Origin of the sequence: Streptomyces sp. NPDC021225 (assembly GCF_044332865.1) — a bacterium.
In the GTDB taxonomy this organism is placed as follows: Bacteria; Actinomycetota; Actinomycetes; order Streptomycetales; family Streptomycetaceae; genus Streptomyces.
Genome location: NZ_JBIRPV010000004.1, coordinates 599,407 through 625,240 on the forward strand (window position 1 = coordinate 599,407; position 25,834 = coordinate 625,240).

Here is a 25,834-nt window from a genome sequence, read left to right on the forward strand (position 1 = left end):
CCACGCCTCGGCGGCGGCCCGGGCCGGCGGGGCGGCCGAGGCGGGCGGGGGAGCCGCGGAGGCGGCGGCCTCGGCGCGGGGGCGGCTCCCATGGGTGGCGGACCTGGGGGACGGCCGCTATCAGAACCCGGTGCTCAACGCCGACTGGTCCGATCCCGACGCGATCCGGGTGGGCGAGTACTTCTACCTGGTCGCCTCCACCTTCAACCGCGCCCCCGGACTGCCCGTCCTGCGCTCGGCCGACCTGGTCAACTGGACCGTCATCGGACACGCCCTGACCGAGCTGGAGCCCAAGGACCACTTCAGCAGGCCCCGGCACGGCGAAGGGGTGTGGGCCCCGGCGCTGCGCCACCACGACGGCAGGTTCTGGATCTTCTATCCGGACCCGGACTTCGGGATCTTCATGGTGACGGCCACGGATCCGCGCGGGCCGTGGAGCAAACCGCACCCGGTCAAGCCGGGCAAGGGGCTGATCGACCCCTGCCCGCTGTGGGACGACGACGGGAGCGCCTATCTGATCCACGCCTGGGCGAAGAGCCGCAGCGGCATCAACAACCGCCTGACGCTGCACCGTATGAGCCCGGACGGAACCACCCTGCTCGACGAGGGCAGGATCGTGGTCAACGGCGACGAACTGCCCGGCTACACCACGCTGGAGGGGCCGAAGCTGTACAAGCGGGACGGCTGGTACTGGATCTTCGCCCCGGCCGGCGGGGTCACCAACGGCTGGCAGTCGGCCTTCCGCTCCCGCTCCGTCCGGGGCCCCTATGAGGACCGCGTCGTGCTCGCCCAGGGCGACACCCCGGTCAACGGGCCGCACCAGGGGGCGTGGGTGGCCACCGCGAGTGGCGAGGACTGGTTTCTGCACTTCCAGGACCGCGGGCCCTACGGGCGGGTGGTGCATCTCCAGCCGATGCGGTGGCGCGCCGACGGGTGGCCGGTGATGGGCGCCGACGACGGCAGCGGCCGGGGCACCCCGGTGGCGGTGCACGCCAAGCCGCGCGTCGCCGGCCGGGCGAGGGTGACCGCGCCGGCCACCGGAGACGAGTTCACCGGGCCGGAACTGGGGAAGCAGTGGAGCTGGCAGGCGAACGCCGATCCGGCCTGGTGGTCGCTGCGCCGCTTCCCGAGCCGGCTCACCCTGGCCTGTCGGCCCAGCCCGGACACCGATGATCTGCGGCTGCTGCCCAACGTGCTGGGCCAGCGGCTGCCCGCCGAGTCCTTCGTCGCGACGACCTCGTTGACGCTGTCCACCAGGGACGGAGGGGCCCGGGCCGGGCTGGTCATGCTGGGCGGGAGCTACGCCTGGGCGGGCCTGCGCCACGACGGCGACCGGATCGTCCTGGCATATCGCACCGCGGCCGAGGGCGCCACCGAGGTGGACGCCGCACCACCGGTACCGCTGGGGAGAAGGCGCGCGGCGGTGCGGCTGCGGGTGAGCGTGAGCCCGGGAGCGGTGTGCCGGTTCGCGGCCGACGTGGACGGCGGCGGGTTCGCTCCGCTCGGCGCGCCGTTCCAGGCGACGGCGGGCAAGTGGATCGGGGCGACGGTGGGGCTCTTCGCCACCGCGCCGGAGGCCGCAGGACCGGGCGGCGCGGCGGCGTTCGACTGGTTCCGGGTGGGCCCGGGTCCGGCGCCGGGTCCCTAGGCCCTCGACGGGTGTGTCCGCCCCGGGGCTGAGCAGCCGGGTTTGAACGGAGAAACCGATCGGTTTACGATGCGTGGAAACCGATCGGTTTCATCGTTCCGTTTTCTGGTTGCGTTTTCTGGAGATCCCCATGACCACGATCAAGAACTCCGTCGTCCTCGTCACCGGCGGCAGCCGCGGCATCGGCAAGGCGCTGGTGGAAGAGGCGTACGCGCGCGGCGCCGGCAAGGTCTACGCCACGGCCCGCGACCCCCGCACCGTGACCCACCCCGACGCCGTCCCGCTGGCCCTGGAGGTCACCGACCCCGACTCGGTGGCGGCCGTGGCCGAGCGGGCCCAGGACGTCACCGTCCTGATCAACAACGCCGGCGTCTCGACCGGCGCGCGCTTCCTCACCTCGCCGATCGAGGACATCCGCCGCGAATTCGAGATCAACTACTACGGCCCGCTGCTGCTCGCCCGCGCCTTCGTCCCGGTCCTCGAGCGCAACGGCGGCGGCCACGTCCTCAACGTCCACTCCGTGCTGTCCTGGCTGGCCAACGGCTCCGCCTACAGCTCCTCGAAGGCCGCGATGTGGTCCCAGACCAACAGCCTGCGCCTGGAGCTGGTGCCACGCGGCATCCAGGTCACCGGGCTCCACATGGGGTACGTCGACACCGACATGACCTCCGGCGTCGACAGCCCCAAGTCCAGCCCGCGCGACATCGCCCTCGCCGCCCTGGACGGCATCGAGTCCGGAGCCGACGAGGTGCTGGCCGACGACCTCACGCGCTGGGTCAAGGGGGCGCTGTCGGGCGATCTGGCGTCGATGTACCAGCAGCTCGCCCAGTAGCGGCCGCCCAGTGGATCAGCCGAACGGACCCGGACAAGTCATGAACCGTGTTCATCCCTTCCGCGTGCTGCGCGCCAAACCCCTGTGGATCGCCAACGGCGTGATCGTGGGCGTCCTGGCGCTGCTGTTCACCGTGTTCTACGTCGGCGCCAACGTCGACCCGGCCGGCCATCTACGCAAGCTGCCGGTCGGCCTGGTCGACGCGGACAAGGGGGCGGCCGCCGACGGCAAGCGGATCGACCTGGGCGCGCGGATCACCGAGTCGATCGAGAAGTCGACCGCGGGCGGCGACAAGATCGACTGGAAGGTGATGAGCGAGAAGGAGGCGAAGGCGGAGCTAGGCAAGGGCAAGCTGTACGGGGCGCTGCTCGTCCCCGCCGACTTCTCCTCCTCCGTCACCGCGCTCTCCGCGACCACGGCCACCGCGGACCCGGTCCGCCCGCGGCTGACCGTGCTGACCAACCAGTCCGCCGGCAGCCTCGGCTCCAGCCTGGCGCGGGCGGCCACGACCACAGCCGCCGAGTCCGCCTCGCTCCAGGTCGGCAAGGAGCTGACCGCGCGGATCCCGCCCGCGCAGCAGGCGAAACTGCCGGCCGCCGCGCGGGTCCTGCTGGCCGACCCCGCCGCGGTCACGGTCGAGGACGGACATCCGCTCGACTCGCACAGCGGCCTGGGCCTGACCGCGTTCTACTACGCGCTCGTCCTCGTCGTCTGCGGAATGCTCGCCGCCAACGTCATCAGCGGCCAGGTGGACCACGCCCTCGGCTACACCCACAACGACATGGGCCCCCGCCGTGTGCACCGCCCCCTGCTGCGCGCCACCCGGGTGCAGACCCTCGCCATCGCCGCCACCCTCATGGCCGCCCTGTCCGTACTGATGGGCACCCTGGTGCTCGCGGGCGCGGTCGGCATCATGGGCATGGACGCCTCCCATCTGCCGCTGCTGTGGCTGTACTCGGTCGCCGCCATCGCCGTCTGCGGCATCGGCGCGCTCACCCTGCTCGCCGTCTTCGGCACGCCCGGCATGCTGCTGGTCACGCTGGTGTTCATCGCCATGGCGGTGCCGACGGCCGGAGCCACCACGCCCCTCCAGGCGCTGCCCGACTTCTACCGCTTCCTCGCGGAGTTCGAGCCGCTGCGGCAGATCACCGGCGGCGTCCGCTCGATCCTCTACTACGACGCCCAGGGCGACGCGGGCCTGACGCGAGGCTGGATCATGCTGGCCGTCGGCCTCGGGGCCGCCTGCCTCTTCGGCTTCGGTGTGACCCGGCTGTACGACCGCAAGGGGCTGCACCGCGTACCCGAGGAGGACGCGGTGCCCACAAAGGCCGCCGTTGCGGCGCGGTGAACGGAGTTAGCCTCTCACCATGACCACGGATGCGAAGCCCAGTTCCCGCGACCGGCTCCTGGAGGCGGCCGCCACGCTCGCCTACGCCGAAGGCGTCAGCATCGGCGTCGAGGCGCTGTGCAAGGCCGCGGGGGTGTCCAAGCGCTCGATGTACCAGCTGTTCGAGAGCAAGGACGAGCTGCTGGCGGCGAGCCTGGAGCGGCGCGCCGCCGCCTTCGCTGGCCGGCTCCTGCCCGAGGGGGACGACGCGCGGTCGCCGCGCGAGCGCATCCTGCACGTCTTCGAGCGGCTGGAGTCGCAGTCCGCCGCGCCCGAGTTCCTGGGCTGTCCGTATCTGGCCGTTCAGATCGAGCTGAAGAACCCCGAGCACCCCGCCAGCCGGGTCGCGCGGCGGATCAAGCAGGGGATGACGGAGTTCTTCCGCAAGGAGGCCGAGCGGGGCGGCGCGGGCGACCCCGACCTGCTGGCCAGACAGCTGGTCCTGCTCTTCGACGGGGCGAGCGCCCGCGCCGGGATCCGGGCCGACAGCCTGGCCGGTCTGATCGCCCCGACCGTCGCCACCCTGCTGGACGCGGCCGGCGTGGCCTGACGACCGAGGTCCGATGCCACGGGGACGGCTGGAAGGGGTGAGGCTGTGGCGGGGCGTCGTGAGGCGCCGGTGGACCGTTCCTAAAGACTGAGTGGGAGTGAGTCCTGTTGCCAGGGCTCATGCTCAGCCGGACGCCCCGAACGGTGTTGGGCGTTCTGGTCCACCGCGTTCGCTCCGCGACCGGCGCGCACGGATCGTGTCCGTGGTCCGGGGATGCGGGGGCGGCCCGCGGCCGGAGGCCGCTGATGAGCAGAGCCTCACGCTCTGGGGTGCCCGGTCGGGCCTGGACGGTCCGATGCCCGCACCCATCGCTCTGGTGGGTGCGGGGCGGTGCCGTCCGTCGCCGGATCGGGTGCCCCAGGGCGCGCCTTCCGACCGCCACGGCGGCAGCGTCGTGGCGTGTGGTCTTCCTGGTCTTGGTGGTGAGGGGCTTGTGCCAGTGCTGGGCGCCCCACTTGCTGGTGTAGGCCGGGTCGACGGCGATGATGGTGATGCCGAGTTCGGCCGCCATCGACACCAGCCGGGCCCGCAGCTTGCTGACGGGCATGCCGGAGACGAGGTTGCGGAAGCGTTTGCGGCGGCCATGTTTCTCGCGGGTGGTCTCCGCCTGGAAGTCGAGATCCTCGATCGCGACCGCGAGACCGTGGCGCTTGGCCCAGTGCAGCAGCCGGATCAGGGCGTGGCGGACCTGCGCGTCGCGGTGGCCGGCGGTGCCGGACAGGTCGTATGCGAACCGCAGTGGTTCGCCGGTGGGGTTGCCGTGCTCGTCGAGGCGCCAGGCGGCGAGGTGGTCGGCGTTGGTGTCCACCCCGATCAGCCCTCCCGCGCGGGCCGCCTCCAGCGGCAGGGCCTGGACCGGTGGCATCGTCCAGGACGCGGTCAGATACCAGCGCCCGCGGGCGGTGTCCTCGTGGATGCGGTAGGCGACGGCCCGGTGGGCGGTGACGCGGTCGGCCCACTGCTCGCCCCGGTGCGCGAACGCCACGCGGGCGGTGAGCACGTACCGGCCGTGCGGGGCGTTCGCCAGGTGCACAAGCGGTGCCGGGAGCCTGATCGAGACCTCGCCGCCGGGCGTGACGCGGATGGTCTCGTTGCCAAACCTTTTACCGGACTCGCCATCGGCCCGCAGGAACCGGCGCCCGGCCTCCCACCGCTTGCGCCACCCGGCCTCGGTCAACTCCGCTTCCGGCAGGTGGTGCCGGGTGTTCAGCAGACGTTTGCCGCCACGCACCACATCCACCCGCCCGGCCTCACGGTCGGCCCGCACGGCCTGAAGCCGGTCTTCGAGCACGCGCAGGCGGCGGGACTTGGCGAACCACTCCTGCCGTGTGCGGTAACCGCCCGGCGCCCCCTTGGTACCCCTCTCACCCACGGGCACGGACAGCCGGCGGGTGATCATCTCGATCCCGGCCTGAAGGCTCTGGAGGTACGCGAGCTGGCCGCGCCGGGCGAGCGCCCACTGGTCGTGAGTGGCCTTCGTGATACTGCCCGCCCAACGCGAAGAGGACTCCCCGGTCAGGACACGCTTGCGCTGCGCCCACTGCTCACTGCCGTGCTCCGGCCCGGCCGAACACCGGGCCTTGAGATCACGGGAAGCGAGCGAACCAAGCAGGTCGCCGACCAGGCGAAGCACCTTCTCGTCACCGGCAGTCAGGTGCCCCAGCCGGGTACGGATCGCGACCCCCGAAGGGCCGGGCACCACGAACGGCGCCACCACCTCCCGCAGTCCACCCACCCCCGCACCCCCGGCCAGTCATCGAATCAATCCGTCACCACACCCAACGACCACCACCGGCAAAGGTCACACATTCGATGCAAGAACCCCCGTTCCCCACCCAGGGAAGTGCTGCCTGCCACTGCCCGCAAGCTCACTCATACGTGCCAGAACACGCTCAAGTGCCGTCGATCACCACCTGTTCACAACCCCGGGGCGGGTCCGGTGCAACGGTTCGCGTTCGCGTTACGGAAGCTGCGGGAAGAGGCGGGCGGGATCACCTACCGGGCCATGGCGCACCGGGCGGGCTACTCGGTCACCACGTTGTCGCGGGCGGCGAATGGTGAGCAACTGCCCACGCTGCCCGTGACGTTGGCCTATGTTGCGGCCTGCGGGGGCGATGCGGACGAGTGGGAGGCGCGCTGGCGCGAGGCGGCGGAGGAGACGGCCGCCCGGCCGATCGTCGTGATCGACCCCTATCCGGGCAACCGATCGGTGGAGGTACGCGGCGCCGACGGCCCAAGGACACGGATCAACTGCCGCTGAAGCCCGGGCAGACCCTGCGCCGTGCGGCCGTCAGCGCGGACGACCGCCTGCTGGCGCTGTGTCCGGCGGGCGGGCCGGCCGAGATATGGGAGGTGACCACGCGCCGCAGGCTTCCCCCGCGCCGGTCCCTGGCCGGGCCGGATGTGTGCGGTGTCGGCCGGGGCGACCTCCGTGATCTGCGGTTCACCCCCGACGGCCGGAATCTGGCCGTCACGACCGGCGCCGGAGTCCGTCCGTACGACCTCGCCACCGGGCGGAAACGCCTGAGGATCGAGCGGCCGGGGCTGACCTGGACGCGGTTCAGCGAGGACGGAGAGCTGGTCGCGGCGGTCGGCGACGACGAGATTCTGGTGTGGCGAACCGCCGGCCCGGCCCGCCCGGTGCTCCGGTACCCGCTGCTCGGCGAGGAGGCGACCCAGCTCAGGCTGGATCCGGAGCGCGGCGTGCTCCGCTACCTCGGCGGCGCCTCGGGACACGTGGTCCGGTCCCTGGATCTGCGCGGCGTCGTCGGCACCACATGGCGCGAGAAGGCGTTGCGGTGGGCGGTGTTCAGCCCGGGCGGACGCACCCTGAGCACCGTGGACGGACAAGGAGAAAGACGGCTCTTCCGGGTGCGGGACGGACGCGGCGGGGCGGGCCTGGCTGCCTTGCGCGATGTGCCCTGTGCCGGCGGCGACTTTCCCGGACCCCGTCGCGCTCCGCGCGGATGCGAGAGATTCACGCTGTTCACCCGGGACGGGCGAACCATCGTGGCCGAGGTGTCCCCGCCGGATGCGGCCCGGCACCGGCAGGACGTCACGCTGACCGACCTCGCGGCACCGCACAAACGGACCGTCATCAACCTGGCGCCACCCGTGAAGTCCGCGAAGTCCGAGCAGGGCGGCGGCGGATCCGTGGACCTCAAGCTCACCCCCGACGGCAAGACCCTGATCGTCTCCCGGTTTCAGAAGGACAGGCCCATAACGGCCATCGAGCTGTGGGATGTCCGCCGCCGGGTCAGAACCAAGGTCCTGCCCCATACGGAGGCGGCCATCGTCGAGTTCCTGTCCGACGGGCGCCGTGTGCTCACCGCGGACAGCATCATCACCGAGGTGAAAACCGGCGCAGTGAGCCGACTCCCGTTCATGGAGAGTGGAATCAACGGGACCACGGCAGCGAGTGCGGATGGCCGGCTGCTGGCAGGGGGCACCTACGTCAGCCAGATCACCCTGTGGAGCGGGCGTACGCAACGCCGTCTCGCGGTCCTTACGGCCAACTCCACCGGCGTGTCGCGCAACGGCCCCGCGGGACTGATCTCAGCCATGGCGTTCTCCCGGGACGGCCGCGTCCTGGCCGCGGCCGGCGAGGACGGCGGGATACGGCTCTGGGACACCGAATCCCACCTCCAGCTGGGCCCGACCCTGTCCACCCAGGGCGACCGGATCCTGTCGCTGGCCTTCGGCCGGGACGGCGACACCCTGTACGCCGCCGGGCCGCGCGTCCCGCTGCACACGTACCCGATCGCCCCACGGCGCGTGGCCGAGGAGGTCTGCCGACGTGTTCAGGGGCAGCCGTCGACGGCGCAGTGGCGTGCGCTCATGCCCGATCTGCCCTACCGGAACCCCTGCTGAGCAGGAGGAACCCGCCGCCCCAGGTCAGGACTCCTCGCCCAGGGCCGCGATGTCGCCGAGCGGCACCGGCGCCGCCAGCGGCCGGCGGGCCAGCGGCAGGAGATCGTCCGCTTTCGGCGACCGGCCGGTGAGCGCCGCCGCCACCTGGGCGGTGGCGAACCCGCACACCCGGCCCTGGCACATGCCCATGCCGGGGCGGGCCAGCAGCTTCAGCGTCCGGGGGTCCTCGGCGCCGAGTTCGCGGGCCGCGTGGCACAGGTCGTGATAGGTCACCTCCTCGCAGCGGCAGATGACCGTGGACCGGTCGAGCCAGTCGGTCCAGCCCGGCGGAATCGGACAGGCGGCGTGCAGCGCGGCGGCGAACCGCCGCCCCCGGCGCACCCCGCGCTGGAGCCGGCGCAGCCGGCCCTCGTCGACCGCCCTGCCCAGATCGGCGGCCGCGGCGAGCCCGCTCAGCCGGCCCTCGCGGACGGCGAGCGCCGCGCCGCCGACCCCGGTGGCCTCGCCCGCCAGATAGACGCCGGGGACGCCGGGGACGTCGGCCCGCTGCCGGGCGTCGACCACGGCGACCAGCGAACCGTCCACGTCCAGCCGGGTGGCCGCGCCGACCATCAGCGGCAGCTCGAGCGACGGGGTGAAACCCCAGCCCAGCGCGACCAGATCGGCCTCCACCTCCATCCGCACGCCGTCGCGCGGACGCCCGTGGCGGTCCAGCGGCGCGATGCGCACGGACCGCACCCGGTCCTCCCCGCGGATCTCGGTGACCGCCGTCCTGGTCCGGTACGGGATGCGGTGCCGGGCCAGGAGCGCGGCGTACTGGGCGCCCTCGACCGCTTTGGCCGGTTCGCGCAGCGCGCCGCCCGGGTCGTGCAGCCAGCCGCGCAGCGGATTGGCCTCGCAGACCATGACGATCTCGGCCCCCGCCGCGGCGAGGCCGGTCGCCACCGGGAGCAGGAAGGGCCCCGTCCCCGCCACCACGGCCCGCCGCCCGGCGAGCGTGCCGCTTCCCTTGAGCAGGGCCTGCACCCCGCCGGCCGCCATGACCCCGGGCAGGTCCCAGCCGGGCACCGGGAGCTGGCGGTCGTACGCGCCCGGGCAGAGGATCAGCGAACGCGCGGTCAGCGCGCGGGCCTCGGGCTCGCGGGCGTCATGGCTCGGCCGCAGATGGAGGGTGAACCGGTCGGCGCCGCGCTCGATGAGCCACACCTGGTGCCCGAAGAGGGTACGGGTCCCGGTGCGGGCCAGGCCCGCGCGCAGGGCGGCGAACGTACGACGACCGTGCTGACCGGGGCCGGGGCCGTCGTCGTGCGGGCCATGCCGCCAGTACTGGCCGCCGGGCCGCTCACCGGCGTCCACCAGGACCACGGTCAGCCCGGCCGCCGCCGCCTCGACCGCGGCGGCCAGGCCCGCCGGTCCGGCGCCGACCACCGCCACATCGGCCACCGGCACATCTGCCGTTGTGTCATCGTTCCCGCGCATCGGCGTCCCCTCCCGCATGTCCGGACTCCAGCCGCATGCCGTCGGCCGCGGGCACCAGGCAGGCCCGCTGGTCGGGGTGGCCGTCGACGGTGATCAGGCAGTCGTAGCAGACCCCGATCCCGCAGAACAGCCCGCGCGGCCGCCCCTCCCCACGGGTGGTGCGCCAGGCGACCACCCCGGCCGCGACCAGCGCCGCCCCGACGCTCTGGCCCGGCCGGGCGTGGATGGTCCGCCCGTCGAAGGACAGCCGGCAGGGCGGGTTGCCGGGGGGCAGCTCAGGGGACATCTCAGGGGACATCGCGCGTCACCTCGTCGCCGGGCAGGGCTCGCTCGAATCGTTCGGGCGAGAAGGGGGTCAGGTCCAGGTCGGTCGGGCGGTCCGTCAGCGCCTGGGCGAGCAGCTTGCCGGTCCCCACCGACAGGCCCACCCCGGCGCCTTCGTGCCCGCAGGCGTGCCACAGCCCGGGGGCCCGTGGATCGGGACCGATCACCGGCAGATGGTCGGGACAGTACGGCCGGAAGCCCAGATAGCTGCGGATGGCCTGGACGGAGGCCAGAAACGGGAAGAGCGCGATCGCGTTGCGGGCCAGCGCCGCGAGGACGGAGGGCGGGGCGTCGCGGTCGAAGCCGACCCGCTCCCGCGACGAGCCGATCAGGACGGTGCCCGCGCGGGTGCCCTCGACGACGGGGGAGGTCTGGAGCGCCGCGTCCGAGCTGGCCACGTCGCCCACATACTCCGCCGCGTACACCTTGTGCCGGATCATGACCGGCAGGGGCTGGGTGACCAGCACACATCCCCGTCTCGGCAGCACCGGCACCCGCACCCCGGCCAGCTCGGCGACCGCGCCGGCCCAGGTGCCCGCCGCGTTGAGCACGGCGGGTGCGGCGAGCGGCCCGCGGGCGGTACGGACTCCGGTGATCCGCTCACCGGCCCGGAGAAACCCGGTGACCTCGGTGTCCGTCCGCACCTCGGCGCCCGCCTGCCGCGCCATGCGCAGCAGATGCGCCACCACCAGCATGGGCTGGACCTGGGCGTCCTGCGGGTAGTAGACGCCGTGGGCCAGCTTGGGGGAGAGGTGGGGCTCGTAGTCCCGCAGCTCGTCCCACGGGACGTCGACGGCGTCGATCCCGTGGGCGCGCTGCTCTCGCACGAGTTCGGCGAGCGGGCCCGCGCTGTCCGGGGAGGAGGCCACCACCAGGCCGCCCTTGGACTCGAACTCCCACAGCCCGGCGTGTTCGGCCAGTTCCTCGCGCCAGACCCGCTGGGAGTAGAGCGCCAGGTCGAGTTCGGGCCCGGCCTCCTTGTCGGACACCAGCAGATTGCCCTCGCCGGCGCTGGAGGTGCCGCCGGCCAGCGGGCCTCGGTCGACGACGGTGACCCGGAGGCCGGAGCGGGCCGCGAAGTACGCGGCGGCGGCGCCGACCACCCCGGCTCCGATCACCACCAGGTCGGCGGTGTCGGCGCGCGCCGCCCGACGGTCTTGGGCGGTCATGTGCCGCCCGCCCAGATGCCCCGTACATGTCCGATGTGACGGTGCATGAAGAGCTCGGCCGCCTCGGCGTTCCTGGACTCGACGAAGTCGAGGAGCTGGTGGTGCTCCGCCGCCGACTCCACCAGGGTGCCGTTCTTCACCAGCGGCGCCAGCCCCAGCAGGCGGGTCTGGGCCCGGAGGTTGGACACCACCTCCAGCAGGCGGCGGTTGCCGCCGTGCGCCAGCAGGGCGAGGTGGAAGACCCGGTCGGCCTCGACGTAGCCGATCAGGTCACCCCGCTCCGCGGCCTCCACGATGCGCTGGGCCAGCTCCCGCAGGGCGGGGAGGCCCTCCGCGGGGACCAGCGGTACCACCGCCCGGACCGAGGGCGGTTCCACCAGCAGCCGCACCGCGGTCACCTCGTCCAGGTCCCGCTCGGAGACCTCGGTGATGAGGAAGCCCTTGTTGGGCTGCGCCACCACCAACCCCTCCTTGACCAGGTCGATCATCGCCTCGCGCACCGGGGTGGAGGACACCCCGAACTTGGCGGCCAGCGTCGGCGCGGAATACACCGTGCCGGCCGTCAGCTCTCCGGAGATGATCGCGGCGCGCAGCGCGTTTCTGACCCGGTCGCGGAGGATTTCACGCTTTCCCACGGTGCGCAGGTGCGTCGTCGAGTCCTCCGCGACCGGCAGTTCGCCGTTCAACTGGTTCGCCTTTCTACAACAGGAATCCGGCCGGAAACGGGTCGTCCGGATCCAATGTGAACTGAGAGGTGCCGGTGACCCACGCCCGTCCGGTGATGGTAGGCACCACGGCGGGTCGCCCGGCCACCTCGGTCTCCTCGATCAGCCGGCCGATGAAGCGTGTGCCGATGAAGGACTCGTTCACAAACTCGGCCCCCAGGGCCAGTTCGCCGCGCGCGTGGAGCTGGGCCATGCGGGCGCTGGTGCCGGTGCCGCACGGCGAGCGGTCGAACCAACCGGGGTGGATGGCCATGGCGTGCCGGGAGTGTGCCGCGGTGGAGCCGGGCGCCTTGAGGTAGACGTGGTGGCAGCCGTGGATGTCGGGGCGGCCGGGGTGGACCGGCTCATCGCTCTCGTTGATCGCGGCCATGATCCCCTTGCCCGCCGCCAGCAGCTCGCCGGCGGCCCCCCGGTCGAACGGCAGGCCCAGCTCGGCCAGATCGACGATGGCGTAGAAGTTGCCGCCGAAGGCCAGATCGTAACGGACCTCGCCGAGGCCGGGCACCTTGACCGTGCGGTCCAGGGCGTGGGCGAAGGAGTCCACGTTCCGGAGGGTCACCGAACGCGCGCGGCCGTCCTGGACCGCCACCTCGGCCGTCACCAGCCCGGCCGGGGTGTCCAGGCGGATGACGGTGACCGGTTCGCGCACCTCCACCATGCCCGTTTCCACCAGCACCGTGGCGACCCCGATGGTGCCGTGGCCGCACATCGGCAGCAGCCCGGAGACCTCGATGAACAGCACGCCCCAGTCGGCCTCCGGGGTGGTCGGCGGCTGGAGGATGGCACCGCTCATCGCCGCGTGGCCGCGCGGCTCGTACATCAGCAGGGTGCGCACATCGTCGCGGTTCGCCATGAACCACGTGCGGCGCTCGGCCATGGTGTCGCCCGGGATGACGCCCACTCCGCCGACCACGACCCGGGTGGGCATGCCCTCGGTGTGCGATTCGACGGTGTGGAAGACGCGGCTGGATCTCACTTGTATCCCTTGGCGACAGCGACCTCGGTGTCCCGGACGACCCGCTCGGCGATCTCGGGCGGGAGCGGAGTGCGCGGCGGGCGGCAGGGGCCGCCGCGCAACCCGACGACGTCCATGGACAGCTTGATGGACTGGACGAACTCGGTCTTGGAGTCCCAGCGCAGCAGCGGGTGCAGATCGCGGTAGAGCGGCAGGGCCTTGGCGATGTCGGCGGGGTCGCCGGAGGTGGCGAGCCGGTAGAGCTCCACGCAGCTCTCCGGGAGGACGCCCGGGTAGCCGGCGATCCAGCCGACCGCCCCGGCCAGGCCCAGTTCGAGCAGGACGTCGTCGGCGCCGATGATCAGGTCGAGGCCGGGGGCGAGTTCGGCCAGCTCATAGGCGCGGCGGACGTCTCCGCTGAACTCCTTGACGGCGACGATCAGGCCCTCGCCGTGCAGTTCGGCCAGCAGGTCGGGGGTGAGATCGACCCTGGTGTCGTGGGGGTTGTTGTAGGCGACCACCGGAAGGCCGACCGCGGCGACCTCGCGGTAGTGCGCCAGCACGCCCTCGCGGTCGGCGCGGTAGGTGTTGGGCGGCAGCAGCAGCACCGAGTCGGCGCCCGCCTCGGCCGCCTGCTCGGCCCACCGGCGGGCCTCCAGCGCGCCGTACGCGGACACGCCGGGCATCACGGTGTGGCCCTCGGGGGATGCCTCGACGGCGGTGCGCACCATCCGGGCGCGCTCCTCGTCGGACAGCGTCTGGTACTCGCCGAGGGAGCCGTTCGGGCAGACGCCGTCACAGCCGCCCTCGGTGAGGAAGCGGACGTGCTCCGCGTAGGCGTCGTAGTCGACGGAGAGGTCGTTGCGCAGCGGCAGCGGTGTCGCGACGTGAACACCGCGCCAGGGGGTGTCGGGGCCAGCAGTCATGGATCCTCCTTCGGGACAGTGCAATGTTACATGCCACTGTAGTGGATACTACTTCGATGCTTGGGCTTGTTACGGTTCCCCGGCCGACGGGCCGACGGTCCATCGGCCGGGGGTCGGCAGACGGTCAGCGGGTCGTCATCCAGCGCTCCAGACCCGTCGCGTCGAGCGGCAGCGCCGAGGACAGCACCTCCGCACCCTCCTCGGTGACCAGCAGATCGTCCTCGATGCGCATCCCGATCCCGCGGAGCTCCGGCGGGAGGGTGCGGTCGTGCTCGTGGAAGTACAGCCCCGGTTCCACAGTGAGCACCATGCCGGGCGTCATCTTCGCCCCTTGGTACGCGTCGTAGTCCGCCCGCGCGCAGTCGTGCACATCGAGACCCAGGTGGTGGCCGATGCCACACACCAGATAGCGCCGGTGGTGCTGGCCCTGCGGGGACAGCGCCTCGTCGACGGAGACCGGCAACAGCCCCCAGTCGGCGAGGCCCCGCGCCACCACCTCCATCGCGGCGGTGTGGAAGTCGGCGAAGTCCCGGCCCGGGGCGACGGCGGCCAGGCCCGCCCGGTGCGCCCGCTCCACCAGGTCGTGCGCGGCGCGCTGGGCCGGGCTGAACCGGCCCGAGGCCGGGAAGGTGCGCGTCACATCGGCGGTGTAGTAGCTGTTCGTCTCCACACCCAGGTCCAGCAGCACCGCCTTGTCCTCCGCCACCGGGCCGTCGCAGCGCACCCAGTGCAGCGTGGCCGCGTGTGCGCCGCTGCCCACGATGGACGCGTAGCCGGGGCCGTTGCCGTGGGTGCGGGCGTAGCGGTCGAAGGTGCCCTGCAGCCAGCGCTCTCCGCCGCCCGCGATGGCCGCCGGGAACTCGCGCACCACGGCGGCGAATCCCTCGACGGTGCGGTCCACGGCCTGCCGCATCTGCTCGATTTCCCAGGCGTCCTTGACCATGCGCAGTTCGGACAGAGTACGGCCCAGATCGGCGGACGCGGCGAGTCCGTGGCGGTGTGCGGTGTCGGGGTCGAGCGCGCCGGTCAGCAGCGGCTTGGTCAGTCCGGCCAGCGCGGCGTCGAGCTCGTCGAGCGGGCGGACGTCCAGGCCCAGCGCCTCGCTCCACTCGTCAAGCCCGGGTGCGCCACCGACCCACAGCTCGCCGTGCGCGGCGTCGGCGAAGAACCCCAGATCCCCGGGGCGGGCCGGGGTGGGCAGGTGCAGGGTCGCGTCATGGCCCCCCGGTACGGGGCGCAGCACCAGTACGCCGTGCTCCACCCCGCCACACCCGGTCAGCCAGTAGAAGTCGCTGTCCGGGCGGAAGTCGTAGTTGGTGTCGTTGGAACGCACCGGAGCGCGCCCGGCGGCCACCACGATCGGCGCTCCCGGGTGGGCGGCGCTGAGCCGCGCCCGGTGGTGTGCGGCGGCGTCCGCGGCTCCCGGCACGGTCCGGGCGCTGCGGTCGGGGGTGTCCCAGCCCTCCGCCATGAACGCCGCGAAGGAGGGCAGCTCGGCCAGCCGGGGCATACGGGGGTCCAGCCGCGTGGACCGCGGCGAGGACTGCGGCGCGGTGGCGGCGGCTTCCGTGGCGGGGGTTTCCGTGGCGATGGCGGGAGCCTCCGTGGCGGTGGCGGTACGGGATCGGGTTGACAGGTCGTCGGTCATGGCAGTTCCTCGGGTGAGGCGGTGATGGACGCGTGCTCAGCGGCGCCCTCGCGGCGCCGGCGGTCCCATTCCGGGTCGATACGGGGTATCGCGGCCAGCAGGGTGCGGGTGTACGGGTCCCGGGGGCGCTCGAAGACCTCCGCGCAGGGGCCGGACTCCACGATGACACCCTGCTTCATCACCGCGATACGGTGCGAAATCCGGCGCACCACGGCGAGGTCGTGGGCGATGAAGAGGTACGAGAAGCCGCTCTCCTGCTGGAGGCGCAGCAGCAGGTCCATCACCTGTGCCTGCACCGACACATCGAGCGCGGAGACCGCCTCGTCGCAGATCACCAGCTTGGGGCCGACCGCGAGGGCGCGGGCGATGCCGATCCGCTGGGCCTGTCCGCCGGAGAACTGCGCCGGGTAGCGGTGCAGATGGTCGGGGTTGAGGCCGACCCGTTCCATCAGCTCCCCGGCGAAGGCCCGCCGCCCCCTGGGGATGGGAAGCCCCTGGTAGACCAGGGGTGCGGTGAGGATGCGCTCCACGGTGTGGCGGGGGTTGAGCGAGGAGAAGGGGTCCTGGAAGACGACCTGGACGTCATTGCGGAAGCGGGCCAGGTCGGTCCCGCGGGCATGGGTGACGTCCCGCCCGGCGAACTCGATGGTGCCGTCGGTGGCTTCCATCAGCTTCGCCACCAGCCGCGCGGTGGTGGACTTCCCGCTGCCGGACTCGCCCACCAGCGCCAGCGTCTCGTGCGGAAACACCTCGAAGCTGACCGAGTCCACGGCGGTGAACACCGATTTGCGCCCCAGCGGACCGCCCCCGCCCCGCGTGGTGAAGCGCTTGGTGAGATCGCGGGCGCGCAGCAGCGGCGGTGCATCAGCTTGGCTGCCTCGGCTGCCGGTCACCGGACTTCCTCCTGTGCTGGGGCGGGATCTGTCGGTCGGGCTGGTCGGGCCGTCGGCGATACGACGCCCGGTGCGGCCAGCTCGTCGTCGATACGCGGGATGCTCTCCAGCAGCATCCGGGTGTAGGGGTGGCGCGGCGCGGAGAAGACCCGCTCCGTGTCGGCGTATTCGAGCTGTTCCCCGTCGCGCATCACCAGCACCCGCTGGGCGATCGTGGCGATCACCGCCAGGTCGTGGGTGATGAAGAGCATGCCGGTGCCGGTCTGCCGCTTCAGCTCGGCCAGCAGCTCGAGGATCTGGGACTGCACCGTGACGTCCAGCGCGGTGGTGGGCTCGTCCGCGATGAGCAGGGCGGGTTCGCAGATCAGTGCCATCGCGATCATGATGCGCTGACGCTGTCCACCGGAGAACTGGTGCGGATAGCGGTCGACCCGCTCGGCCGGGTCCGGGATGCCGACCCGGCCGAGTGCGTCGATGGCCATCCGGCGGGCCGCGCGGCGCGAACCGCCGCGGTGGCAGCGGTAGACCTCGGCGATCTGGAGGCCCACCGTGTAGTACGGGTTGAGCGAGGACAGCGGGTCCTGGAAGACCATGGACATCGCGTTTCCGCGCAGCCGGCGCAGCTCGGCGTCCGGGCGGCCGAGCAGTTCGGTGCCCCGGAACCGGATGCTGCCGCTGGTGCGCGCGCCCCGTGGGAGCAGCCCCATGACGGCGAGAGCCGTCATGGACTTGCCCGAGCCGGACTCGCCGACGATGCCCAGGGTTTCGTTGTTCCGCAGAGTGAAGGTGTTGTCGCGGACGACGTCCACCGGTCCGCGGGTGGTCGGGAAGGTCACGGTCAGGCCCTCGACCTCCAGCAGGTCCGCGGACTCGTCCGGTCCGGCCCGGTGGGCTGGGGATTCGGTCATGACGCGGTGGTCCTTACGCGCGGGTCCAGCGCCGTGTAGAGCAGGTCGACCACGACGTTGCCGATCACCACGAAGAACGCCGCCAGCAGCGTGACCGCCATGATCACCGGCTGGTCGTTCTTCGCGATCGCATCCGAGGCCATCTTGCCCACGCCGTTGAGGCCGAAGACGGTTTCGGTGATGAGGGCGCCGCCGAGCAGACCGGCGAAGTCCATCCCGAAGATGGTGACGATCGGGGTGAGCGCCGGCCGCAGCGCGTGCCGGCGGAGTATCAGGACCGGCCCGAGCCCCTTGGCGCGGGCCGTGCGCATGAAGTTCTCGGCGAGCGTGTCGATGACGTTGGCCCGGGTCATGCGGGCGTAGAGACAGGCGTATCCGATGGCGAGCACGATCCACGGCATCAGATACGACTGGAACCAGGCCACCGGATCGTCGCCGAACGGGATCGCCGCAGGAAACGGCAGCACTTGCCACTTGACCACGAGCAGGTACTGGAGCGCCAGGGCGAGTACGTACGGGGGGATGCTGGAGCCGCCGAGCGCCAGCGCCATGGTGGAGCGGTCCCACCACGTACCCTCCTTGACCCCGCTCAGCAGCCCGATGGTGACCCCGCCGAGCAGCCAGAGCACGGCCGCGCCGACGGCGACGGTGACACTCACCGGGAGCCGCTCGAGGACCATCTCCCACACCGACTGGCCGCTCTGGAAGCTGTAGCCGAGGCAGGGGGCGGGGCAGTGGACCAGATTGGCGCCCGAGCCGTAGTCCCGGCCGGCCACGATGCCGCGCAGGAAGTCCCCCAGCTGCTGAAGGAAGGGGCGGTCGAGGCCGAGGGAGGTCCGGATCGTGTCGATGCGCTCCGGTGTGCAGGTCTTGCCGCAGATCATCACCGCGGGGTCGGGTGAGAGCTGGAAGAAGATGACATAGGTGAACACACAGACGGCCAGCAGGATGACCAGCACCCAGGAGAGCCGGCCGACGACGTAGCGGAGCATCAGGAGGCCTCCCCCGCGTCCAGGGCGTGCCGCAGCCGGTCGCCCACCACGGTCAGGGCGAGCACGGTGCCGAAGAGGAAGGCGCCGGGGATCACGAAGTACATCGGGTCCACCTGGTACCAGCTGACCGAGTTGGCGATCATCTGCCCCCAGGAGGCGGTCGGCGGGGTGACCCCGACGCCGAGGAAGGAGAGTCCGGCCTCGGTGCCGATGTATCCGGGCACGGCGAGCGTGGTCATCACGATGATGGTGCTGCGCAGATTGGGCAGGATCTCCGCGAAGATCAGCGCCCGGCTGCCGGCCCCGGAGGACCGCGCCGCCTCGACGAACTCCCGGCCCGTCAGGGTCAGCGTCTGACCGCGCACTACACGCGCCAGATACGGCCAGCCGAAGACACTCAACACGATCACCAGCAGCACTGGGCGGTTGCCGGCCGGCAGCGCGGACAGCACCGCGATCATGAAGATCAGGGCGGGAAACGCCATCAGGAAGTCCATCAGCCGGGAGATGACCTGGTCCACCCAGCGGCCGTAGAACCCGGCCAGCAGGCCGAGCACCACGCCGATGACGGTGGTCAGAAGGGTCGCGGAGACGGCGATCAGCATCGAGATCCGCGCCCCGTAGGCGATCCGGACCAGGATGTCGCGGCCGTTCTGCGGTTCCACGCCCAGCCAGTGGTCGCCGCTGATGCCACCGAGCGACCCCTTGGGCAGCCCGCCCAGGTCCTTGTCGACGGCCGCGCTGTCGAAGGTGTCCGGGCCGTGCCCGGCCAGCGTGCCGATCAGCGGCGCGAAGAGGGCCATCAGCACGATCAGGACGAGAAACGCGGTGCTGAGCACGGCCCCGATGTCGCGCCGCAGCTCGCGCAGGACACGTCGCGCGGTGCCGCCGGGCGGCGCGGCGCCGGTCGGTGGCGAGGGCAGTGACGGCTGCGCCTCGTGGAGGGTGGTGGTCGCCATGCCGGTTACTTCTTCGGGTCCGCGAGGCCGATGCCGACCAGGTCGATTCCGCCGCTGTACGAGATCGAGGTGTGGGCGCCCGCGATATTGGTGCCGACCACCAGCACGGTCTTGGAGTAGTTGAGCGGCACGATCGGGGCGCGCTTCATGATCTCGGCGTCGAGCTTGCCGTAGGCCTCGTTCTGCGCCGTCTCGTCCTCCATCGCCGCGATCTCGTCGATGCGCTTCTGGATCTTCTTGTCGTCGAGCATGGAGAGCACCGAGTTGCCCTTGTCGGAGATGAGGCGTCCGTCGAACAGCGGCGGCAGGAAGGTGGTGCCGCCCGGCCAGTCCGGGCACCAGCCGGTGAGCGCCGCGTCGTGCTGCTGTGAGGGCGTGCCGATGACCTCGTAGAAGGTCGAGGTGTCAATGGTGTTGATCTTCACCTTGATGCCCACCCGCTTCAGCCCCTGCTGGACGGCCACCGCCACCGCCTGCTCGGTCGCGTTGGCGCGGGCGTCCACGGTGAGGGTGAAGCCCTTGGACTGGCCGGCCTCGGCCAGCAGTTTGCGGGCGGCTTCCGGATCGCCGGTGCCGTCCTTGGAGGGATACACATCCGTGGCGTCCCGCCCGGGGATCGACGGGGGCTCGATGGAGGTGGCCGCGGTGGCCAGGGCGGAGCCGCCGAGGGCGTCCACCGTGGTCTGCTTGTTGACGGCGTACTCGATCGCCTGGCGCACCCGGACGTCCCGGAGCGGCCCCTTGGTGGTGTTCAGGCTCATATACGTGGTGCAGCCGGTCACGCCGGCGAGCGTGCGCTGCTTGAGCTGCGGTGTCTGGAGCCGGGCGATGGTCGCGGGCTGCACCTTGGGGCCGACGGCGTTGATGTCCTTGCCCTGCCCCGCTATCAGACGCTCGTCGATGGTCGCCGCGTCCAGGCCGAAGGTCCATACGAAACTGTCCGGGCGGGCGGCGCGCACCGTGTCGGTGGAGCGCTTCCAGTGCTTGTTGCGGACCAGCTCGAGCGACGAGCCCCGCCGGTAGTTCGCCACCTCGTACGGGCCGGACGCGATCGGCTTGGTGTCGAAGGCGGCCTTGGCGCCGGTGCCCTTGGGGAAGGGGGTGAAGTTCGGCTGTGCGACGACGCTGGAGAACTGCGGATAGGACTTCTTGAGATGGAAGACGATGGTGCGCTCGTCAGGGGTCTCGATGGTGTCCAGGTCGCCCGACTGGTACGGGCCCTTGTAGTCGGCGGGTGCGGCGATGACCTGCTTGGCGTACGGCGAGCCGATGCCCGCGTCGGGATCCCAGGCCCGCTCCACGCCGAACTTGACGTCCTGGCTGGTGATCGGGGCGCCATTCTGGAAGAACAGCCCCTTCTTGAGGGTGAAGGTCCAGGTCTTGTTGTTCTCGGAGGCCCGGCCGGTGTCGGTGGCCAGATCACCGACGATCTTCGTCCCGTCGCTGTGCGGACCGGCTGCCTCCCGGGTGGTGAGGGTGCGGTAGATCAGGCGGTAGAAGTTGTTGACCCCGCCGTCGAAGCCGCGCGCCGGATCGAGGTGCGAGAAGTCGGGCTTCTCCAGGAAGTGCACGGTGCCGCCGGTGGCGGGGTCCGCGGTGGGCTTGGCCTGGCCGGAGGCGGCGGGCCCGCCTCCGCTGCAAGCGGTGAGGGTCAGGGGAATGGCGGTGCACAGGGCGGCACAGGACAGGACGGCTCTTCTCATGGGGCCTTCTCCGGAAGTGAGTGACGCACGGACAAGGGGACGCACACGTGGGGGAGGTGCGAGTAAAGGGGGGGGTACGGGTGACGTACCTGCGGCCTGGGGGCCGGGGTCCAGGAGGACCAGGGGATCAGGGGATCAGAGGAACCAGGGGGAGGCTGGTCAGACGTTTCTGATCCACACGCGCATGGGGCCGGGCTCTCGGTTGCCCCACGCGAAGTACGGAACGAGCAGCATGTCAGCGGTGCTGGTGTCGGTGTCGGTGTCGGTGTCGGGGGAGGCTGCTCGCGGTCCGGCCGTGAGCACGGGATACAACTCCGGGGACCGCGGCGGCGCGACATCCGCCGCCACCCGGATCAGCACCGTCCCCGCCGGACCGCCGCCGTCGGCCTCCGGGGCGACGACGGTCCCGGCGGCCGCGAGGTGTTCCGCGCCGATCACCACGTCGTCGACGCCGGCCGGGCAGTCCTGCTGCTCCACGCAGTAGACCAGCGGGCCGCGGGCCACCGCGACCGCGCCACGCGTCGCGTCCAGGTGGGGATGGGAGACATGGCCGCGGACCGGCATGGGCAGGCTCAGCCGCAGCTCGTCACCCGGGCGCCAGAGCCGTTCGACGGTGAGCCAGCCGTCCACCGCGGTCCCGGCCGGCACCTCCCCGGCCACGGCCTCGTCGCCCACCGTGAGCCGGATCCGCCCGGCGTCCGCCCAGCCGGGCACCCGGAGCGAGATCCGGTACGGCCGGTCGGGCGCCCGGCGCACGGTGAGCCGTACCTCGCCGTCCCAGGGATAGCCGGTCGCCATGTCCAGCGCGACCTCCGTCCCGTCCACATGAGCCTGCGCATACCCTGCGACCAGCAGTTCTCCGGCGCGCTCGGCGACCAGGAAGTCGGCGAGCTGGGCCATCCAGCGCACCACATTGGGAGGGCAGCAGGGACAGCCGAACCAGGCCCGGCGCAGTGCCTCACCGCCCTCCTCGGCGCCGCTGCGCTGGTCGTGGTCGGCGCGCCGCTGCAACGGGTTGTCGTAGAAGAAGGCGCGCCCGTCCGCCGCGGGGCCCACCGCGAACGCGTTGTACAGGACGCGTTCCAGGACGTCGGGGTAGTGGGCGTCACCGGTGGCCAGGAACATCCGCCAGGCCCACTGCATGGTGCCGATGGCGGCACAGGTCTCGCTGTAGGAGCGCTCGGAGGGGAGTTCGTAGCGGTCGCCCACGGCTTCGTCGGAGTGGCGGCTGCCCAGCCCGCCCGTCACATACAGCTTGGTGGCCACCATGTCGTCCCACAGCCGCCGCAGCGCGTCGAGCAGTTCCCGGTCGCCGGTCTCCCGGTACACATCGGCGGCGCCCGCGGCCAGGTAGGTCATCCGCACCGCGTGTCCGGTGACCGACGGGAGTTCGCGCAGCGGCACATGGTCCTGGAAGTACTGGGAGCCGAAGACCCGTGACACCACGGTGCCGCGGCCGCGGCGGTCCACGAACAGCCGGGCCTGGGTCAGATATCTCTCGTCGCCGGTCTCCCGGTAGAGCTCCACCAGAGCCATCTCGACTTCGGGGTGGCCGCAGACCGCCTCCTCGCCCGTCGGCCCGTAGCGCTCCACCACCAGGTCCGCGAAGCGGATGGCCACATCCAGCAGGCGTCGGTCGCCGAGCTGCCGGTGGGCGGCGACCGCGGCCTGTGCGAGGTGACCGAGGTTGTACATTTCATGGCCCCATGCAAGATCTTCCCAGGGGGCCTTGGCACAGTCGGGGTCCTGGAAGAAGGAGTTGAGGTAGCCGTCCGGGGCCTGGACACGCTCCAGCAGCCCCACGGTCTCCTCGTAGAAGTCCCGCATCACCTGCCGCTCCAGGTCGCCGCCCTCGTCCGGCCGCGCCAGTTCGTAGGCCAGCCCCTCCAGGGTCTTGTAGAGGTCGGTGTCCAGAAACGGATACCGGCCTTGATAGGGCCTGACCTGCTCATTCTCCGCGAGCTTCGTGGGCAGCAGACGACGGAGGTTCTCCAGGTTGCCCGCCTTCTCGAGCTGTTCGAGCGTGTGCGGCACGGTGGCCTCGCGGTTGCGCCGCTGCCAGTCGGCCAGCAGCCCCCCGGTGATCCGCACCCGTGAGCCGCCCAGGGGTGTCACCTCTCCGGGGGCCAGCGGAGCCACCGCGCCGGTCCGGCCGACGGCGTCACGCGGGGATCGGTCCAGGGAATCCCGATCATCCATTCGCATCTCCAGTGCTGTGTAGCATTGCACTGAACCATAAACAGTGATGCGGGACATGCCAAGGTCTTGGACGGAAGAGAAACTTCCGCGAAATCCGGAGGCAGCCCGACCGGGTCGCCCAGCGGCCGGGCACGCCTCGGGTCACAGCCAGGGCGGCAGTTGCGGCAGCGGCGCCCCCGTGGTGGTGTGCAGGCCCTGGGCCCGCCCGCGGCCGGTGAGCCACCGCGCGAGATCGGCGGCGCGTCCCTCGACGCGGACCGCCGCGCCACCGGCCTCGTGGGCGCCGCCGGTTTCGCGGTCGGTGGCCCGCACGTCCGACTCGACCCCCTGCGTGCCGCGCCGGCGAGTCAGGGCGTCGCCGATCAGCGCGTCGAGCAGAGCGTCGGGGAGGGCCGTGAAGTCGCCGCCGTCCGGCAGATCGCACGCGTGGATCCACACCTCGCGACAGCGCAGCCAGGGGATCGTGGCCGCGGGCACGGTCCGGCCCTGGGCCGTGACCACCTCGGCCCGCCACCCCTCGTCGGTGATCTTGTCGAGCGCGGTGTCCAGGTGTTCCTGTTCCTCCTCGACGAAGTCGCGCAGCCGGCTCGCCGGCCATCGCGCGCCGGACTCGATCTCCTCGGCGCGGGCGGACGGGCTCGGGTACATCGGCGTCGGCTCCCCGGTGGCCGCCCAGTGCGCCAGCCGGGCCAGCGCCGTCGCGTTGTGGCCGACGTGGGACAGCAGGTGTCCGCCGGACCAGCCGGGCAGGGCGCTCGGCCCGTCCAGCCGCTCATCGCCGATGGCTTCGAGGCGGGCGGTGAAGTACTCGTGCCCCTGCGCCATCCAGCGCAGATACGTCACCGGTGCGGTGGCGCTCATGACGCGGTGTCCGGTTCCGCGCGCCGCACCGGGGTGACCGGCTCGCCGATGCCCTCGATGCGGGTGACCAGGCGCTGGCCGTCCCGCAGACAGCGCGGTGGTTCGCGCGCGTGACCCACCCCTCCGGTGGTGCCGGTGGCGATCAGGTCGCCCGGGTCGAGGGTGACGATGGTCGACACATAGGCGATCAGGTCGGCCGGGTCGAAGAGCAGATCACCGATGGTGGACTTCTGGACGACCTCGTCGTCGAGGGTGCAGCTGATCTCGGCGTCGGGGGCCAGCTCGTCCGGGGTGACCAGGCAGGGGCCGAGCGGAGTGGTGTCCTCCCAGGTCTTGCCCTGGAGCCACTCGCGGGTGCGGAACTGCCAGTCGCGCAAGGTCACATCGTTGAGGATGGTGTATCCGGCGATGGCGGCCGCCGCGGTGGCGCGGTCGGCGCGCCGGACGCGCCGGCCGACGACCACGACGAGCTCGGCCTCCCAGTCCACCGCGTCGGACTCGGGCGGCAGGGGCAGCGGGTCGTTCGGGCCGATCAGCGCCTCGGGGAACTTGGCGAAGAGCGTGGGGAACTCGGGCAGATCGCGGCCCATCTCCGTGATGTGCGTACGGTAGTTGAGCCCCACACAGACGATCTTGCCGGGGCGGGGGACGACCGGGGCGAGCCGGGCGGGCTCGATCGGCAGGAGGTCGCCGGTGGCGGCTGCCGCGACCGTCCGCCAGTCCGCCCGGGTGAGCAACTCGCCCACGTCGCCGGGGCCGATGTCGACATGGCCGTCGGGCTCGACACGCACCGTGCGGAACCCGCCCTCGGCGCGTACGGTCGCCAGCTTCATGCTCGGTCGCCTCCCTGGTGGGAGCGGTGGAGATGCAGTCGTTCGAAGATCGGCGCGTCGGAGAACCGGAACAGGTCCAGTCCCCGCTCGGTCGCCACGGTGAGCGGCTGCCACGAGGGGACGACGAACAGGTCGCCGCGCTCGACGGTCCAGCGGGACGCGCCGACCGTGACCTCGCCGGTGCCGTCGAACACCTGGAACACCGAGGAGCCGACCTCGCGCCGGGTGGCCGTCGCGGTGTCCGGGGCCAGCCGGTGGAACTCGGTGCGCAGCGTCGGCATGACGTCGCCGCCCGTGGTCGGGTTGGTGTAGCGCACCGCGGCGTGGCCGGGCTCGACGGTCACGTCGTGGCCCTCGCGTTCCAGGGCCAGTTGCTCGCGGAGCGCGTCGTCGGTGTGTTCCCACCGGTAGGCCAGCAGCGGTGTGGCCGGGGTGGGGTGCAGATGGGTCAGCGGGCGCAGCCCGGGGTGGGACCACAGTGTAGTGCTGGAACGGGATGTCCAGCCCGTCGATCCAGGCCATCGGGCGGTCGCTGTGGTTGAGGTGGGCGTGCCAGTGCCAGCCGGGCTGCGGCAGGAAGTCGCCGCGCCGCATGGCCACCGGGTCGCCGTCGACCACGGTCCACCCCCCCTCGCCCTCGACCACGAAGGGGAAGGCGTGCTGGGTGTGGCGGTGGACCGGCGCGTCCTCGTTGGGGTTGAGGTACTGGATCGCCGCTCACAGCGTCGGCGTCGCGAACGGCTGAACGCCGAGCCCCGGGTTGGCCAGCGCGATGGTGCGGCGTTCGTCGCCCCGGCCGACCGGGACCAGCCGCCCCGCGCGCTCGGCCGAGGGAAGCAGGTCGTTCCAGCGCCACAGGTGCGGCAGGGCCCGGGAGGAGGGGTGGGCCGGCATCAGCTCACCGATCTCGGTCCACAGCGGGACGAGGAGCTGCTGCTCGAACTCCCGGTAGCGCCACCTGAACCGGGCCGTC

20 protein-coding genes and 2 pseudogenes are annotated in these 25,834 nt (G+C 71.9%); 6 read left to right on the forward strand and 16 right to left on the reverse strand.

Going from position 1 to position 25,834, the window contains the following annotated elements; translation table 11 throughout:
* The first annotated feature begins 103 nt into the window (after positions 1–103).
* From ACH4S9_RS21030 to ACH4S9_RS21055, 6 genes and pseudogenes are all read left to right on the forward strand, one after another.
* Positions 104–1,648 carry a glycoside hydrolase 43 family protein gene (locus ACH4S9_RS21030; protein ID WP_398373655.1) on the forward strand — a complete coding sequence of 515 codons (1,545 nt, stop codon included), beginning with the start codon at positions 104–106 and terminating at the stop codon, positions 1,646–1,648.
* A 130-nt stretch (positions 1,649–1,778) separates the two neighbouring features.
* Positions 1,779–2,480, forward strand: coding sequence for an SDR family oxidoreductase (locus ACH4S9_RS21035; protein ID WP_358842550.1), 702 nt, complete (start codon positions 1,779–1,781; stop codon positions 2,478–2,480).
* Positions 2,481–2,520: 40 nt separating this feature from the next.
* Positions 2,521–3,828 carry a DUF3533 domain-containing protein gene (locus tag ACH4S9_RS21040; RefSeq protein ID WP_398373522.1) on the forward strand — a complete coding sequence of 436 codons (1,308 nt, stop codon included), beginning with the start codon at positions 2,521–2,523 and terminating at the stop codon, positions 3,826–3,828.
* Positions 3,829–3,847: 19 nt separating this feature from the next.
* On the forward strand, positions 3,848–4,417 hold the full coding sequence (locus ACH4S9_RS21045; RefSeq protein WP_311728960.1) for a TetR/AcrR family transcriptional regulator: 570 nt from the start codon (positions 3,848–3,850) through the stop codon (positions 4,415–4,417).
* Positions 4,418–6,356: 1,939 nt separating this feature from the next.
* Positions 6,357–6,584 (forward strand): annotated as a pseudogene (locus ACH4S9_RS21050) (helix-turn-helix domain-containing protein); the annotation flags it as partial.
* Between the two features lie 185 nt (positions 6,585–6,769).
* Positions 6,770–8,287, forward strand: coding sequence for a WD40 repeat domain-containing protein (locus tag ACH4S9_RS21055; protein WP_398373523.1), 1,518 nt, complete (start codon positions 6,770–6,772; stop codon positions 8,285–8,287).
* 24 nt (positions 8,288–8,311) lie between these two features.
* On the opposite strand, the gene ACH4S9_RS21060 is transcribed toward ACH4S9_RS21055, so the two are convergent.
* The 16 genes and pseudogenes from ACH4S9_RS21060 to ACH4S9_RS21135 all read right to left on the reverse strand — a co-directional run.
* The gene (locus ACH4S9_RS21060; RefSeq protein ID WP_398373524.1) at positions 8,312–9,766 is read right to left on the reverse strand and encodes an FAD-dependent oxidoreductase; all 1,455 of its coding nucleotides are present in this window, start codon (positions 9,764–9,766) and stop codon (positions 8,312–8,314) included.
* Entirely contained in the window at positions 9,750–10,064 is a 315-nt protein-coding gene (locus ACH4S9_RS21065) for a (2Fe-2S)-binding protein (RefSeq protein ID WP_311728963.1), read from the reverse strand. Before ACH4S9_RS21065 ends, ACH4S9_RS21060 begins: the two co-directional genes overlap by 17 nt.
* Entirely contained in the window at positions 10,054–11,259 is a 1,206-nt protein-coding gene (locus ACH4S9_RS21070; RefSeq protein ID WP_398373525.1) for an NAD(P)/FAD-dependent oxidoreductase, read from the reverse strand. Before ACH4S9_RS21070 ends, ACH4S9_RS21065 begins: the two co-directional genes overlap by 11 nt.
* The gene (locus tag ACH4S9_RS21075) at positions 11,256–11,945 is read right to left on the reverse strand and encodes a GntR family transcriptional regulator (protein WP_311728965.1); all 690 of its coding nucleotides are present in this window, start codon (positions 11,943–11,945) and stop codon (positions 11,256–11,258) included. The genes ACH4S9_RS21070 and ACH4S9_RS21075 overlap by 4 nt, the downstream gene beginning before the upstream one ends.
* A gap of 13 nt (positions 11,946–11,958) precedes the next feature.
* Positions 11,959–12,960, reverse strand: a complete 1,002-nt coding sequence (locus tag ACH4S9_RS21080) for a proline racemase family protein (RefSeq protein ID WP_358842544.1) — start codon at positions 12,958–12,960, stop codon at positions 11,959–11,961.
* Positions 12,957–13,865, reverse strand: coding sequence for a dihydrodipicolinate synthase family protein (locus ACH4S9_RS21085; RefSeq protein ID WP_398373526.1), 909 nt, complete (start codon positions 13,863–13,865; stop codon positions 12,957–12,959). Before ACH4S9_RS21085 ends, ACH4S9_RS21080 begins: the two co-directional genes overlap by 4 nt.
* A 124-nt stretch (positions 13,866–13,989) precedes the next feature.
* On the reverse strand, positions 13,990–15,513 hold the full coding sequence (locus tag ACH4S9_RS21090; protein ID WP_398373527.1) for an aminopeptidase P family protein: 1,524 nt from the start codon (positions 15,511–15,513) through the stop codon (positions 13,990–13,992).
* Complete coding sequence (locus ACH4S9_RS21095) at positions 15,510–16,406, reverse strand: ATP-binding cassette domain-containing protein (protein ID WP_398373528.1); 897 nt, start codon at positions 16,404–16,406, stop codon at positions 15,510–15,512. Before ACH4S9_RS21095 ends, ACH4S9_RS21090 begins: the two co-directional genes overlap by 4 nt.
* Positions 16,403–17,314 (reverse strand): ABC transporter ATP-binding protein, encoded by a 912-nt coding sequence (locus ACH4S9_RS21100; RefSeq protein ID WP_014175751.1) that lies wholly within the window; start codon positions 17,312–17,314, stop codon positions 16,403–16,405. Before ACH4S9_RS21100 ends, ACH4S9_RS21095 begins: the two co-directional genes overlap by 4 nt.
* Complete coding sequence (locus tag ACH4S9_RS21105) at positions 17,311–18,306, reverse strand: ABC transporter permease (RefSeq protein ID WP_398373529.1); 996 nt, start codon at positions 18,304–18,306, stop codon at positions 17,311–17,313. The genes ACH4S9_RS21100 and ACH4S9_RS21105 overlap by 4 nt, the downstream gene beginning before the upstream one ends.
* Positions 18,306–19,265: an ABC transporter permease gene (locus ACH4S9_RS21110; RefSeq protein ID WP_398373530.1), complete on the reverse strand. Its 960-nt coding sequence runs from the start codon at positions 19,263–19,265 to the stop codon at positions 18,306–18,308. Before ACH4S9_RS21110 ends, ACH4S9_RS21105 begins: the two co-directional genes overlap by 1 nt.
* A gap of 5 nt (positions 19,266–19,270) precedes the next feature.
* Positions 19,271–20,968 (reverse strand): ABC transporter substrate-binding protein, encoded by a 1,698-nt coding sequence (locus ACH4S9_RS21115; protein WP_014175754.1) that lies wholly within the window; start codon positions 20,966–20,968, stop codon positions 19,271–19,273.
* 159 nt (positions 20,969–21,127) lie between these two features.
* On the reverse strand, positions 21,128–23,167 hold the full coding sequence (locus ACH4S9_RS21120) for a glycoside hydrolase family 127 protein (protein WP_398373531.1): 2,040 nt from the start codon (positions 23,165–23,167) through the stop codon (positions 21,128–21,130).
* Between the two features lie 141 nt (positions 23,168–23,308).
* Positions 23,309–24,028, reverse strand: coding sequence for a maleylpyruvate isomerase family mycothiol-dependent enzyme (locus tag ACH4S9_RS21125; protein WP_398373532.1), 720 nt, complete (start codon positions 24,026–24,028; stop codon positions 23,309–23,311).
* The gene (locus tag ACH4S9_RS21130; protein WP_398373533.1) at positions 24,025–24,861 is read right to left on the reverse strand and encodes a fumarylacetoacetate hydrolase family protein; all 837 of its coding nucleotides are present in this window, start codon (positions 24,859–24,861) and stop codon (positions 24,025–24,027) included. Before ACH4S9_RS21130 ends, ACH4S9_RS21125 begins: the two co-directional genes overlap by 4 nt.
* A pseudogene (locus ACH4S9_RS21135) lies at positions 24,858–25,812 on the reverse strand (cupin domain-containing protein); the annotation flags it as partial. The gene ACH4S9_RS21130 and the pseudogene ACH4S9_RS21135, both read right to left, overlap by 4 nt.
* Between the last annotated feature and the right edge of the window lie 22 nt (positions 25,813–25,834).